12 protein-coding genes and 1 pseudogene are annotated in these 13032 nt (G+C 58.6%); 4 read left to right on the top strand and 9 right to left on the bottom strand.

The genetic code is table 11. From position 1 onward, the window contains the following. Positions 1 to 10: 10 nt before the first annotated feature. The 6 genes and pseudogenes from istA to LJ360_RS19250 all read right to left on the bottom strand — a co-directional run. Positions 11 to 1534, bottom strand: coding sequence for an IS21 family transposase (gene istA, locus LJ360_RS19275; RefSeq protein WP_264996069.1), 1524 nt, complete (start codon positions 1532 to 1534; stop codon positions 11 to 13). Next, positions 1521 to 3086, bottom strand: a complete 1566-nt coding sequence (gene tnpC / locus LJ360_RS19270; RefSeq protein WP_264993908.1) for an IS66 family transposase — start codon at positions 3084 to 3086, stop codon at positions 1521 to 1523. Before tnpC ends, istA begins: the two co-directional genes overlap by 14 nt. A gap of 75 nt (positions 3087 to 3161) precedes the next feature. Next, entirely contained in the window at positions 3162 to 3497 is a 336-nt protein-coding gene (gene tnpB, locus LJ360_RS19265; protein ID WP_264993909.1) for an IS66 family insertion sequence element accessory protein TnpB, read from the bottom strand. After that, on the bottom strand, positions 3494 to 3871 hold the full coding sequence (tnpA, locus tag LJ360_RS19260) for an IS66-like element accessory protein TnpA (RefSeq protein WP_264994798.1): 378 nt from the start codon (positions 3869 to 3871) through the stop codon (positions 3494 to 3496). The genes tnpB and tnpA overlap by 4 nt, the downstream gene beginning before the upstream one ends. 291 nt (positions 3872 to 4162) lie before the next feature. Further along, positions 4163 to 5329 (bottom strand): gamma-mobile-trio recombinase GmtY, encoded by a 1167-nt coding sequence (gene gmtY / locus LJ360_RS19255; RefSeq protein ID WP_264994797.1) that lies wholly within the window; start codon positions 5327 to 5329, stop codon positions 4163 to 4165. Positions 5330 to 5454: 125 nt separating this feature from the next. Beyond that, a pseudogene (locus LJ360_RS19250) lies at positions 5455 to 5571 on the bottom strand (radical SAM protein); the annotation flags it as partial. 299 nt (positions 5572 to 5870) lie between these two features. Between LJ360_RS19250 and ahpC the strand changes: the two are divergent. The 3 genes from ahpC to ahpF all read left to right on the top strand — a co-directional run bounded on the left by ahpC (position 5871) and on the right by ahpF (position 10349). Then, the gene (gene ahpC, locus LJ360_RS19245; protein ID WP_177186098.1) at positions 5871 to 6437 is read left to right on the top strand and encodes an alkyl hydroperoxide reductase subunit C; all 567 of its coding nucleotides are present in this window, start codon (positions 5871 to 5873) and stop codon (positions 6435 to 6437) included. 260 nt (positions 6438 to 6697) lie between these two features. Beyond that, the gene (locus tag LJ360_RS19240; RefSeq protein WP_264994796.1) at positions 6698 to 8596 is read left to right on the top strand and encodes an ATP-binding protein; all 1899 of its coding nucleotides are present in this window, start codon (positions 6698 to 6700) and stop codon (positions 8594 to 8596) included. 163 nt (positions 8597 to 8759) lie between these two features. Next, a complete protein-coding gene (ahpF, locus tag LJ360_RS19235) occupies positions 8760 to 10349 on the top strand; it encodes an alkyl hydroperoxide reductase subunit F (protein ID WP_264994795.1) in 1590 nt (529 codons plus the stop codon). Between the two features lie 71 nt (positions 10350 to 10420). Here ahpF and LJ360_RS19230 read toward each other — a convergent pair whose 3' ends face one another. After that, positions 10421 to 11230, bottom strand: coding sequence for an OmpA family protein (locus tag LJ360_RS19230; protein WP_091854764.1), 810 nt, complete (start codon positions 11228 to 11230; stop codon positions 10421 to 10423). Between the two features lie 16 nt (positions 11231 to 11246). Continuing rightward, positions 11247 to 11609, bottom strand: coding sequence for a DUF4398 domain-containing protein (locus LJ360_RS19225; RefSeq protein WP_264994794.1), 363 nt, complete (start codon positions 11607 to 11609; stop codon positions 11247 to 11249). A 145-nt stretch (positions 11610 to 11754) separates the two neighbouring features. On the opposite strand from LJ360_RS19225, the gene LJ360_RS19220 reads away from it, so the two are divergent. Beyond that, entirely contained in the window at positions 11755 to 12327 is a 573-nt protein-coding gene (locus tag LJ360_RS19220; protein ID WP_264994793.1) for a YgjV family protein, read from the top strand. Here the strand turns inward: LJ360_RS19220 and LJ360_RS19215 are convergent. Beyond that, positions 12305 to 12844 (bottom strand): type 1 glutamine amidotransferase domain-containing protein, encoded by a 540-nt coding sequence (locus LJ360_RS19215; RefSeq protein WP_264994792.1) that lies wholly within the window; start codon positions 12842 to 12844, stop codon positions 12305 to 12307. The two genes, LJ360_RS19220 and LJ360_RS19215, sit on opposite strands and share 23 nt — an antisense overlap. Positions 12845 to 13032: the final 188 nt, after the last annotated feature.

Below are 13032 nucleotides of genomic sequence, written 5' to 3'. Positions count from 1 at the left end.
TCAGGTTCCTTCAGTGGTAGTAGGCGGGGCCGCGGATGTTGTCGTGTGTGTCGGGCAAGGCCAGCTCCTGTTGCTCTTCCAGTGGCTGCTGATCCAGGCGGTGTTTGAGGATGGATTCGATGCTCTTGTAGCGGCAACTGCCCAGCATCAGGGCGCGTTGGCAGGCACGCTCTAATCGTGCCTCGCCGTAGCTCTGGCCCAGCCGGAGAATGCCCAGACATGACCGGTAGGCCTGTTGCGGGTGCTTTCTCGCCCCCAGCGCGGTGCGGATGAGCTTTTCGGTTGCCGGCCCGATCTTGGCTGCCCACGCAATCAACCGTTCCGGTGACCACTCGCCGGCCTGGCGATGGGACTCCGGCATGTGCGCAGCGATGGTGCTGTGCCGACCCTTCTGATCTGAGCGCCGATGGCTGGCGATTCGGTTACCCCGGTAAAAACACTCGATGGTGTTGTGGGTGATCCGGACCTCCACCTCTTTCTTGATCAGGGTGTAAGGCACCGAGTAGTAATGCCCGTCGATGGCCACGTGGTAGTCGATGTGCACTCGGGCTTTCTTCCACTCGGCGTAGACATATGGCTCTGCCGGCAACGGCTGTAGAACCGGCTTGTCCAGCTGATGGAAGTGATCGAGCCGACAGCCGGGCAACTTGCGGAAGGGACGGTTGTTAAGCTTCTCCAACAGCTCGCGGATGGTGGCGTTGAGCTGTCCCAGGGAGAAGTGCTGACGGTGTCTCAGGGCCGCCAGGATCCAGCGCTCGACGATCAGCACACCGCCTTCCACCTTGGCCTTATCGCGGGGCTTGCGAACCCGTGTGGGGACAACGGCTATGCCATAATGACTGGCCATGTCCTGATAGGTCGGGTTCAGGTCTGGCTCGTAACGGTGGGCTCTGCTGACGCCGGAGCGGAGGTTGTCCGGAACCACCAGTTCCGGCACGCCACCCAGGAACTCGAAGGTCCGGATATGGGAGCCAATCCAGTCTGGTAGCGACTGGCTCCAGGTGGCCTCGGCATAGGTGTAGTTGGACGCACCCATCACCGCCACAAAGACCTGTGCCTCGTGGATCTCTCCGGTGGTACGGTCAATAACAGGCACGGTCTGCCCCGCATAGTCTACGAACAGCTTCTCCCCGGCCCGGTGATCCTGGCGCATCACCAGATCCAGCTTGCCCCGCCAGGTACGGTAGTGCTCGCAGAACCAGCTGTATTGGTAGCCATCGGGATTACCTTCCCGGTACTCCTGCCAGAGCAGGAACAGGGTGACGTTCTTGCCCCGGAGTTCATCGTGGATCCGCTGCCAGTCCGGTATGCCCCGGGCCTGTGCTGGCAGATCCGGTGGTGGCGGGAACAAACGCTGCTCCAGCTGTGCTTCACTCAGACCCTCTGGCAACGGCCAGCCAAGATCCGCTTCGACGGCACGCCGGAGATACTCGCTTACAGTAGGGCGGCTTATGCCGCAGGCTGCGGCAATCTGGCGGTTGCTCAGCCCTCGCTCCCACTTGAGGGTAAGCGTCCGGCCATCACACCTTGTCAGGTATAGCCGGCATCCAGTTGTGGGGTAATAGTTCGTCGATGGCGTTGTTCTTCTGCGTCGGCAGCCGGGTCAGCACATCCTTCAGGTAGGCATAGGGATCATGCCCGTTCAGCGTGGCTGACTGGATCAGAGTCATCACCGCAGCAGCACGCTGACCGCTCCGTAGTGAGCCCGCGAACAGCCAGTTGCTGCGCCCCAGCGCCCAGGGTCGGATCTGGTTTTCCACCCAGTTGTTGTCGATGGGCACAGCACCATCGTCCAGGTAGCGCCTCAGCGCTTCCCACCGTTTGAGGCTGTAATCCAGGGCTTTGGCCGTGCCGGACCCATCCGGCACTTTCTGGCGATGCGCCAGCATCCACTGATGCAGTGCATCGGCAATCGGTCGAGCCTTGGTTTCCCGGATCTCCTGTCGTTTATCCGGCGGCAGGTCTTTGGTGTCCCGTTCGATCTCGTAGAGTCCGCCGATGTATTCCAGAGCCTTGGCAGCCAGCTCGCTCTTGTTGGCTTCGTGCAGGTCGTAGAACTTGCGCCGGGCGTGAGCCATGCAGCCGATCTCGGTAATGCCATTGCCGAACCCGGCCTTGTAGCCAGCGTAATCGTCACAGACTAGCTTGCCCTGCCAGTCACCCAGGAAGGTGCGGGCGTGTTCGCCCGCCCGGCTGGGCGCGAAGTCATAAACGGTGGCTTTCAGGTCCGAGAACGGTGTGGTGCAGTAGGCCCAGACATAGGCCTTGTGGGTTTTCTTCTTGCCCGGGGCCAGCATGCTGACGGGGGTTTCATCGGCGTGCAGAACGCCGTGTTCCAGTAAGGCGCTTCTCAGCGCATCTGCCAGGGGTTGCAACTGCACACCGCAGGCACCCACCCATTCGGCGAGGGTGGAGCGCGGGATTTCGAGGCCGGCGCGACCGAAGATGCGTTCCTGGCGGTACAGCGGCAAGTGGTCGGCGTACTTGGCTACCAGCACCTGAGCCAGCAGGCCGACGGTAGGGATGCCCTTGTCGATCACCTGCGGTGGCACCGGTGCCTGGATCAAGGTCTCGCATTTGTCGCAGGCCCACTTGCCCCTGATGTGGCGCTCCACTGTGAACTCGCCCGGGACGTAGTCGAGCTTCTCACTGACGTCTTCGCCGATGCGCTTGAGCTGACATCCGCAACGGCAATGGGTGTTTTCGGGCTCATGATGGATCAGGGTGCGGGGCAGTTCCGGTGGCAGTGGGGTGCGCTTGGGTTGCTGCTTGGGCCGAGCGGCTTTCTGCTCCTCGGTCATCGCCTGGTCCAGCTCGGCTTCGATGGCGGCCAGGTCGCTGTCGATCAGTTCATCCAGCAGTTTCCCCTGAACCGCATCGAGTTGTTCACTGCGACGGGCGTACTTGTGACGCTTGAGGATGGCGACTTCGTGGGTCAGCTTCTCGATGATGGCGTTGCTGCGCACCAACTCTCGCTCCTTCCGGCCCAGGACTTGATCCTTGGCGTCCAGAGAGTCCATCAGTTCCGTCGCCAGGGCACGGAGCTGATCGGCAGAGAGTTGGTTGATGTCGGGGCGCTGAGTCATGCCGCCTAGTATGCCAAGTCCCTGTGCGGCAAGCGATTCGCGGTTCTGGCTATAGCGGCATCACGGCACTTGTGGTTACAGGATGGAGATGACGCCATCGGCCCCAAGGCGTTGCCAGGGCAGGCCCTGAACCAGGGCGGACAACTGTTCCTCGGTCAGGCGCAGTTGGTCACCGCGCCAGGTTTCGCCCCAGTGGAACTTGCCCCGGTTCAGCCGGCGGGCACACAGCCAGATACCCAGACCATCGTGGATCAGCACCTTCATCCGGTTGCCCCGTTTGTTGGCGAACAGGTAGGCGCAGTGGGGCCTGGCAGAACCGAAGACCTGAACCACCCGGGCCAGGGCCTTGTCGGGCCCCGCCCGCATATCCAGCGGTTCGGTGGCCAGCCAGATCTCGTCGATGCGTATCATCCCAACAGGTCCCGCAACAGGGCAGCACACTGGTGAGCCTGCTCCGCAGGCCACTCCACCACGACCGCGCCACCGGCGCGGGGAATCTCGATGCGGATGGTGCTACGCTTATCTGAGACCGATGGGTTGCCCGGTGCAGAGGTTGCCGCTGGCAGATTGACTGGCACAAATCCAGGTATTGTCGCTGGCGCTTTCGGCGCTCGTCGCGCCTCACTAATCCAGCGCCGGACCATGTTGGCGTTGAGACCGTTATCCAGCGAGATCCGGGAAACAGAGGCATCGGGTTCCAGGCATTTGGCGACAATCTCGGCTTTGAATTCGCGGGAAAAACGGCGACGGCGTTGGCAGGGCTTGGTTACGCTTAATTCGTTCATGCTAAGTGTCCACTAGAAAATAAGTGGACACTATCCTGACGGCGGTAGCGCCAGGCTCAAGATGGGATCACCGGACGGTTACACTTGAGGCGAAGGACTTCTTTGATTTTACGCATGGATAACCTCTTCGCTGGCATCGGGCCCTCTCCGGATGAAAAGGGTCAGAGTACCGTTAGTTATCTCGCGCCGAACGTTTTGATGGGGGGAATCAGGCAGCCTGCCGGGGTGGCAGCTTTGCCGTGGAATCAGTGGCAGCTTTCGCGTGGAATGGGTGGCAGGCTTCGTCTGGAATCAGTGGCAACCTTGGTCTGGAATACGCACGAGGCGCTCTATCGCCTTTTTTAGCGATTGGTTATAGCCTTTTATGGAGTGAGGTGCGCCAGTGCGGGTAGTAAACGCAAACGGATGTTTTCCGCCGTCCGAGTGTCGTTGGTGGATTAAATATAACCGCCACAAATCGTTAAACGTTTCTCCGGCCCATGCAGGAAACCAGTAAACCAAACAATAATGTAGCGGGGCCCCGACAGTTTCAAGCAAGCCTTTCCATCCCGCATGCAACGCCCGTGATGTCGGATATTCATTTCTCGGTTTCATGCCATAGCGCTTTTGTAATCTTTCGCGCCTAGTTGGCTGCCTCGCATCCGACCTGCCCTTAGCGGGGTGATAAACTCTAACGAGAGCAGTTCCATCCTCCCACGGAATAATGTCTTCCGTCCAAACGTGAAAACACTCGCTTACTCGAAGCCCCCCATAGTGCATTAGCAGCGTTATGAGCACATTTTTTAGGTCGAGCCGTTCGTAAATCTTATCGCTTTCCTCATAACCGTACCGGACAAACCCGTTCCACAGTAAATCGTTCATCCGGTCCTCTGGGAAAGTCTTCTTGGGTTCGGCCTTCATAGACTGTGAGGTTTCTCGGGGCATAACAGCGCGGTAGTTAGAGGAGTTTGGCTCATCTGCCCAAAGGTGAGATAAAAAAGCGCGTCGCTTTTTCTGGTAGTGGGCTGCCAAGGCCATCCACTGCTCATATCCAGTCGGCTTTACCGTTGGGTTTAGCTGGAGGCTCTTGTCTTCATTTTGTTTAGCTAACCAGTCGGTGTACTGCGTAATTAGACTGATAAGAAATGGTGCATCGCTTTCTGAGCGAGGTTTCCAGCGTAGCCAGCTGGGGTCTGATCCATCCTCTCCGATTGTCCCTGTATACAGACAATTCGAAAATTCTCTAAAAAGGTCGAAGTGATTATCGAAACAATGCTCATTTTGCTTTGTGTAGTCGAGCAAAAGCCGGACGGCGAAAGTGCTTCTTTCGATCCAGCTCTGAGACTTTCGGCGACGCACAACCAAATAATCGAGGTAACTCTTCAACAGACCTTCGGGCGTAATGATGACCGGAAGAGTTACACCAACCCCCGTGTTATCGACCTTGATATTCGCCTGTAAACAAATACTATGCAGCACGCTTTCTCTCGTATTTTTAGTATGCTTTTTATACCTCTATAATTTACAGGATAGTCAAAAAAAACACCAATGGGGATTTACGTGGTCTTTTTTAGTGTTTTTAGTATGTATTTTTTATTCCACTAATCGCAGAAGGTGCACTTGTTCCAGGAACAGCCATTCGTTACCGGCAGGATGAGGGAGTTCGCCTCGCTGGGTGGGCGGAACACAGGTTCGACGTAGTGAATAGGGAGTTCGTGCATGGTCAGAAAGCTCACGGAGAGTGTATCAGAACGGTCACACAGATTAGCGAATATGGGGCACACAGTGAATCGTCCCGCACAATGACCGGTTGGTAATCTGCGGCTGTTGAAATCCGGTACTGACTACCCAATAAAGCCTGTGCAGTCACTTATTGCGGGGTTTCTGCGGCCAGCCTGGCCTGGCAGGAACGAAAGTTTTATAGGTCTGGCCTATTGCTCATTTAAAGTTAATCAATTTGAGGAATTAGGCAGGACCAACTACATTGGGCGTCCCAACCAACTTGAAGGAGATTGAATCAATGACAACTCTGGTAAATACCGAGATCAAACCGTTCAACGCAACCGCATTCAAACAGGGCGAGTTCGTTGAAATTTCCGATGCCGACGTGAAAGGCAAGTGGGCCATCTTCTTCTTCTACCCGGCTGACTTCACCTTCGTTTGCCCGACCGAGCTGGGTGATGTGGCGGACAAGTACGAAGAGCTGCAGAAGCTGGGCGTAGAAGTGTTCTCCGTGTCCACCGACACCCACTTCACCCACAAGGCGTGGCACGACAGCTCCGAGACCATCGGCAAGATCCAGTACTACATGGTTGGCGACCAGACTGGCACCATCACCAACAACTTCGGTGTGATGCGTGAAGGCCAGGGCCTGGCAGACCGTGCTACCTTCCTGGTAGATCCGGATGGCGTTATCCAGGCAATGGAAATCACCGCCGAAGGCATCGGCCGTGACGCCGACGACCTGATGCGCAAGGTCAAGGCTGCCCAGTACGTTCGCAAGCATCCTGGCGAAGTCTGCCCGGCCAAGTGGAAGGAAGGTGACGAGACCCTGTCTCCGTCCCTGGACCTGGTAGGCAAGATCTAAGCTCCCTGCTGAAGGGAAGCTGACCTGAGCCAGGGCCTGCAGTGCAGGTACTGGTTCCCTGAAAACCCCGGCTTGTCCGGGGTTTTTTGCGTTTGGTGGTCCCGGTGGTCCGAAAACCTTCCGTTCATTCGCCAGTCCATTGGTGATCCCGGCGTTGAGCCTTGTCATGAGCAGCCTGGCTGAAATCGGCTAAGGTAGGTGCTGTATGCGTACCAGATTTGATGGTTGGTTTCCTACATCGGGCGGACAGGGACAAGGCTATGGGTATAGCGGCTATTCCAGTGGACCAGCGGGTGATCGATATCGACTCGCGGCGCTTTGCATCCATCGAAAAAGCGCTGGTGGAGCTCATCACGAACAGTGACGACAGTTACAACCGGCTTGAGCGCAAGGGTGTTGCTGTCGCCGCAACCATTCGTGTCGAATACGAGCGACACCAGCATGGTGCCAGGTTGGTAGTGGCGGACCAGGCTGAAGGCATGTCGTGGCAGCAGGCCCTGGCAAGCCTGACCTATGGTGGGGCACACAGTCCCCTCGCCCGGGGTGAGGGCACGGGCAGGGGCTATTTCGGGCGCGGCCTCAAGCAGGCCATTTACGGTCTCGGGTACGGCTGGCTGGAGACTATCCGGGATGGGCGCTATACCCGTGTAGACCTGTTCAGGGGTGAGAACGGAGAGTATCTCTACGACGACGGTTCTGGTGACCGGGAGGCAAGGGACACCGACTATGCGCGACTGGGCACGGATGCCAATGGAACCCGCGTAGCCATTATTATCGACAACCCGTTGGTACAGATCATCCAGTTTCGTTCGGTACTCCATTCCGTGTCCCATAATATCTATCTGCGGGAAATCCTTGGCCGGCGCACGATTGAGCTGGTACACCGTCAGGCGGGCAGGGAGGCAGAGCGAATCGCACCGGTTCATTACCTGGAGCCCGAAGCGAGGGTACTGACAGGGCCCCAGCAGCCTTTCAGCTTCGTTTACGAGCAGCAGTCCTGGCCGTTCACGTTGACCTTGAAACGGGCGCTGACCGCAGAGCTGACCTTGCGGGGAGACGAGCGTACCAACGGCTTACTGGTGCTTTCCGGCAATGCGGTGCTGGATTGCCAGATGTTCGAGTTCGAGAACCAGGTGGGGACCGAGTACCTGTTTGGCGAGGTAAACTGCCCCGGGCTCTCGGAAAAGCTGGGTCAGGGGCTGGCCGTGATCAGTGATGAACGTGAGGGCCTGAACCTGAAAGAGCCCTTTGTGGCAGCCTTCGCACGGGCAGTCAGTAAACTGATCAGGCCGGCTGTCGCACAAGAGCGTGAGAACCTGCGCTACCTCGAACATGCGACGGCGTCGGGCAGGACCGACCATATGATCGAGCACCTGCTAGGGCGAATGAACCGTGCGGCCATCGAGGACCTGCACATTGCCCTTCCGGCGCCCGTTGAAACGGCCTCGGTGCCGGAATCCGGGGAAGCCTCCCTGCGATTTACCACGCCATTCTATTACCGGGAGGCCGGTCGCCCTTTCCATATCACTTTGCTGGTGGACCCGGCCCGCTTTGAGCCAGATGATGTCCTGCATATCAGTTACCAGTTTCCAGATTCAGTGGAGCTGGATACCGCGATTACGGAAGTGCCGGTAACTGACCTTGCGGACAAGGGCCGGATCCAGTGGACGGTTTCCGGTGATACCACTGGTGACCGCGGCGAGATTACTGTTCGTTCCCGCCACTACCTCGCCTGGTGCGAGGTTGTCATTGCCGATCACGGGGCCCATCACCATCATCAGCGCCCCTCAACGCGCCGGGCTCATCACCGCCACAATGGACCGCCGCGGGACCACGGCGAGATGATGTTCACCGGTTATGAGTTCCGCAATCTGCATAACGAACTTGAGCGGGCCGTGTACAGCCACGATGAGCGCAAGATCCTGATCAATACCGCTGCGCCGACTGTCCAGCTTTATGTGGATGGCCGGGGCCGGTTCCGGGATTCGGCACGGTTGTTACTTGCGGAACTGTTTATGGACGTGATCTCGGATGAACTGGCCAGGTACCAGCTGGTACGGGATGGCGGCGAGGAAACGGTGGCGGCTTTCCACGCGGCCAAGATGGCCATCATTCGTCGTTATGGCAGCGACATTCATCGATCATTTTCCAGTTACTGACAGGGCCGGATGGGATACCTCGCGTATATAGCGCAGTTCTATCAAATGGTTTAGACCAATTAATTTGAGCTTGGTGATGAGGGTCCGTATCGTAACCCTAACTTCAATTAACCACTTTTTCTGATTCAGCCACCCGGCTTAAGACATCAAGGGGAATGCATACATGTTGGATGCCAATATCAAGCAACAGCTTCAGGCCTATATGGAAAAGCTTCAGCAGCCGATCGAGCTGGTGGCAGCCTACGACGACAGCAAGAAATCCCAGGAACTCAGGGAGCTGCTGGACGAGATCGAGCCGCTGTCCGACAAGATCGGCCTGCGTACGGAAACTGACGAGAACGTACGTCGTCCTTCCTTCACAATTAACCGCGTAGGTACTGACATCGGGGTGCGTTTTGCCGGCATTCCCATGGGCCACGAGTTCACCTCGCTGGTACTGGCCCTGTTGCAGGTGGGCGGTCACCCGTCCAAGGCCTCCCAGGAAGTGATTGAGCAGATCGGGTCACTGGATGGCGAGTACGAGTTCGAGACCTTCTTCTCCCTGTCCTGCCAGAACTGCCCGGACGTGGTTCAGGCCTTGAACCTGATGAGTATCATCAACCCAAAGATCCGCCACACCGCGATCGACGGCGCCCTTTTCCAGGACGAGGTCGAGAAAAAGGAAATCATGGCGGTACCGGCCGTGTTCATGAACGGCGAGCCCTGGGGCCAGGGCCGTATGACCCTGGAAGAGATCGTGGCGAAGCTGGATGAGAACGCCGGTGCGAAAGAAGCCGAGAAGCTCAGCCAGAAAGCCCCCTATGAAGTGCTGGTGATCGGCGGTGGCCCGGCGGGCGCCTCCGCAGCCATTTATGCCGCCCGTAAGGGAATCCGCACCGGTATTGCTGCCGAGCGCTTTGGTGGCCAGGTATCCGATACCATGGGTATCGAAAACCTGATCTCTGTGCCCTATACCGAAGGCCCCAAGCTGGTGGCGGCCATGGGGCAGCACGTCAAGGAATACGACGTGGACATCATGAATATGCAGCGCGCCGAGAAACTGATTCCGGCAGCCCGGACCGGTGGTTACCACGAGATCCAGCTGGCCAACGGCGCCTCACTGAAGGCTCGCAGCCTGGTGCTGTCCACGGGTGCCCGCTGGCGCCAGCTGGGTGTACCTGGTGAGGAAGAGTATCGCAACAAGGGCGTAGCCTACTGCCCGCACTGCGACGGCCCCCTGTTCAAGGGTAAGCGCGTTGCGGTTATCGGTGGCGGTAACTCCGGTGTCGAGGCAGCGATCGACCTGGCCGGTATCGTGGGCCACGTGACCCTGCTGGAATTCGCCGACGAAATGCGGGCGGATGAGGTGCTGCAGAAGAAACTGCGCAGCCTGAAGAACGTGGAGATCCTGACATCTGCCCAGACCACCGAGATCACCGGTGAAGGCGGTAAGGTGAACGGCCTGACCTATCGCGACCGTAACAGTGGTGACAACCACCACGTGGCGCTGGAAGGTGTGTTCGTCCAGATCGGCCTGGTGCCGAACACCGAGTGGCTGAAGGGTGACATCGAGCTGAGCCAGCATGGTGAAATCATGGTGAATGAGCGTGGCGAAACCTCCATTCCGGGTGTTTTCGCGGCTGGTGATGCGACGACGGTACCCTACAAGCAGATCGTGATTTCCATGGGAGAGGGCTCCAAGGCTGCACTGAGCGCCTTTGACTTCCTGATCCGTCACGAAGTGCCGGAAGAGGCGGAGGCCGAAGTAGCCTGATCCGCCAGGCCATAACGAAAAAGGCCCCGCAGCCGTCTGGTTGCGGGGCCTTTTTGCGTCTGGTGGGCAAATCAGCGTGAGCCGATATTACCGTCCCGGTCGGAGATGACGATTTCCACCCGTCGGTTTTCCTGGCGTCCGGCGGCAGTGGTATTGGTGGCCTTGGGGTATTCCTCTCCAAAGCCCTGTGTTTCAACCCGGTCCGGGTCTATGCCATCGGAGAGCAGTTTGTTTTCAACCGCCTGCGCACGGCTCAGGGACAGCTCCTGGTTATAGGCTGCTTCCCCCGTACTGTCGGTATAGCCTTCGACCCGTACCCGGTAGTTGGGATACTCCTGCATAAAGTCCGAGAGCTTGCGAACGGTGCGCTCACCAGCGGGCTTGAGTTCGGCCTCGTCAATGTCGAACAGTACGTCCCCCAGGGTCATCACCATGCCACGGTCGGTCTGTTCCGCCTGCAGCCGATCCATCTGTTCCCGCAGCATGCGGGCCTGGAGTTCTGCTTCCTGGGCGCGGCGCTCACCAATGCGAATGCGCAGGTCATCCCGCTGGCGCTCCGCTTCGCTCAGCTCCTCCTGAAGGCCGGCGCGCAGTGCTTTCTCCCGGGCCAGGTCCAGGTGTCGGTTGGCCAGGTAGAGCTGGTGCCCAAGGGCTTCTTCATCGCCGCCTTCCGCGTGGAGGGTTTCAGCCTGGCCCAGTGCCGTTTCCGCATCCCGCAGGTGTGACAGGCCGTTGCGTGCAATCTCGGAATTCTCCACGGCTTCTTCATAGGCCGCCTGTGTTTCACTCAGGGCGGGGTTTTCCGGTGGGGTACTGGCGCAGGCCGAAAGCAGTGCAGCGGCGGTGATCACCGGAACCGTGCCAAAGTAGTGCCGTTTCATATTGCCTCCTTGGGGGTCAGTTCTGGTTTTCCAGGTTTCGGCGCAGGGAATCGATGCTGGCCCTGACATCGCCCAGTTCGTCACGTACCTTCTGGGTCTCGGCCCTGGCCTCGGCCAGGCGGGCGTCCACCTCGGCCTGCTCCAGCAGTCGACGTGCCTCGCCATACTGCTCCTCGGTAATGAGGGATTCGGCCGTAGCGACTTTCTCACGGGCAGCTGCAACCATGCTGGGCTCTGTATCCTCGCCACCGGCATTGGCGGCAGATTGCAGGGCTGATTGCGCCGATGCCAGCTGGTCATCCGGCTTCGGGCCCGGATTGGTGGCACAGCCGGTGAGGAAGGCACCGGTTACCAGTATTGGCAGAACACGGGAAAACATGCGCGAGTCTCCTTGTGGCGGGTTTTCTCGTTCAGGTGGCATACCATAAGGTATGGCAGTTTCAGAAAGCGTAGCAGTAAACGACTTGCACCCTGTTGTTAGCCGCATGACAGTTGTGCAATAAACCATTGGTTTGTGGGGATCCATGCCTGACCTTGATAGCCTTACCCTCGCCAGTTTGGCCGGCCAGTTCTTCGGGCTGGTGGCGCTTGCCATCTGCCTGGTGGCCTTCGCGAGCAAGAACGATGACCGGCTGCTGGTGCTGCTGATTTCCGCCAACGTAGCGTTTGCGTTGCAGTTTGCGTTCTTTGGCAGCTGGACGGCGGCGGCCCTGACGGTGCTGGTGATCGCAAGGATCGTACTGGCACGCCGCTATGTGGGCAGGCAGTGGGTGATGTGGGTGGTACTGGTGGCGAACCTGGTGGCAGCGGCGCTGACCTGGCGGGACTGGGTGGATGTACTGCCGCTGACGGCGGCGACCCTGGGCACCATCGCCATGTTCCTGCTGCGGGGTATTCCCATGCGCATCATGCTGGGGCTGGCGGCCCTGGCCTGGATGCTGAACAACCTGGCGATCGGCTCCATTGGCGGAACCCTCGCCGAGGGCATGATCTTCGTTACCAACGTGATCACCATCATCCGGATGGCCCGGGCAAGGAAACGCTACCCGGGCGCATCGGTAGACAGCGCCGGCCCTAGTGACCAAGCACCTCGATAATCTTGCCGGAAAACGCTTCCAGGTCGTCCGGGTTACGGCTGGTGATCAGGGGCGCGTCGTAGCAGACCTTTTCGTCTACCCAGTGACCGCCGGCGTTCACGATATCGGTTTTGACGCTGGGGAAAGACGTCAGTGTGCGGCCCCGAACAACGTTGGCCTCTACCAGCAACCATGGCGCGTGGCAGATGGCGGCCACCGGCTTGCCGGCTTCCACGAAGCTGCGGGCAAACGCCACGGCGGCCCGATCTTGCCGCAACTCATCCGGATTTGCCACGCCGCCGGGTAACACCAGGGCGTCATAGTCATTGAAATCCACGTCTCCAACCAGCTTGTCCACCTTGAAGGTGTCGCCCTTGTCCAGGTGGTGGAAGCCGTCGATGCTGCCTTCTTTAATGGACACCAGTTCGGTTTCGGCACCAGCTTTTTCCAGGGCCTCCCTTGGATCCGTCAGTTCGACCTGCTCTACGCCATCGGTGGCGAGGAACGCGACCTTCTTCCCTTTCAGTGATGCACTCATGGTGAAGCCTCCCGGGTTTGTGGTTGATAAAAAGCATAGATCACTACCCCTCAGTTCTGAGGCCGGCAGAGCAGGAAAAAACCACATGCCGGGTTACGCGTTATTAATGGCAGGGGCATTGTCGGATGTAAGAAAGGTTGCAGAAGCGGGTTACGAGGGCCACATTGAACAGAAAGCCATGTCGATAC

It is taken from the genome of Marinobacter sp. AN1 (assembly GCF_026013985.1).
In the GTDB taxonomy this organism is placed as follows: Bacteria; Pseudomonadota; Gammaproteobacteria; order Pseudomonadales; family Oleiphilaceae; genus Marinobacter; species Marinobacter segnicrescens.
Note: the sequence above shows the minus strand (reverse complement) of the source record. Positions and strands in the feature narration are given on the sequence as shown.

Coding starts and splice junctions, on each gene's coding strand:
- tnpC (WP_264993908.1), bottom strand. CDS start 3,086: ATGACTCAGCGCCCCGACATCAACCAACTCTCTGCCGATCAGCTCCGT.
- tnpB (WP_264993909.1), bottom strand. CDS start 3,497: ATGATACGCATCGACGAGATCTGGCTGGCCACCGAACCGCTGGATATG.
- LJ360_RS19215 (WP_264994792.1), bottom strand. CDS start 12,844: ATGAGTGCATCACTGAAAGGGAAGAAGGTCGCGTTCCTCGCCACCGAT.
- tnpA (WP_264994798.1), bottom strand. CDS start 3,871: ATGAACGAATTAAGCGTAACCAAGCCCTGCCAACGCCGTCGCCGTTTT.
- LJ360_RS19230 (WP_091854764.1), bottom strand. CDS start 11,230: ATGAAACGGCACTACTTTGGCACGGTTCCGGTGATCACCGCCGCTGCA.
- ahpC (WP_177186098.1), top strand. CDS start 5,871: ATGACAACTCTGGTAAATACCGAGATCAAACCGTTCAACGCAACCGCA.
- LJ360_RS19220 (WP_264994793.1), top strand. CDS start 11,755: ATGCCTGACCTTGATAGCCTTACCCTCGCCAGTTTGGCCGGCCAGTTC.
- ahpF (WP_264994795.1), top strand. CDS start 8,760: ATGTTGGATGCCAATATCAAGCAACAGCTTCAGGCCTATATGGAAAAG.
- LJ360_RS19225 (WP_264994794.1), bottom strand. CDS start 11,609: ATGTTTTCCCGTGTTCTGCCAATACTGGTAACCGGTGCCTTCCTCACC.
- LJ360_RS19240 (WP_264994796.1), top strand. CDS start 6,698: ATGGGTATAGCGGCTATTCCAGTGGACCAGCGGGTGATCGATATCGAC.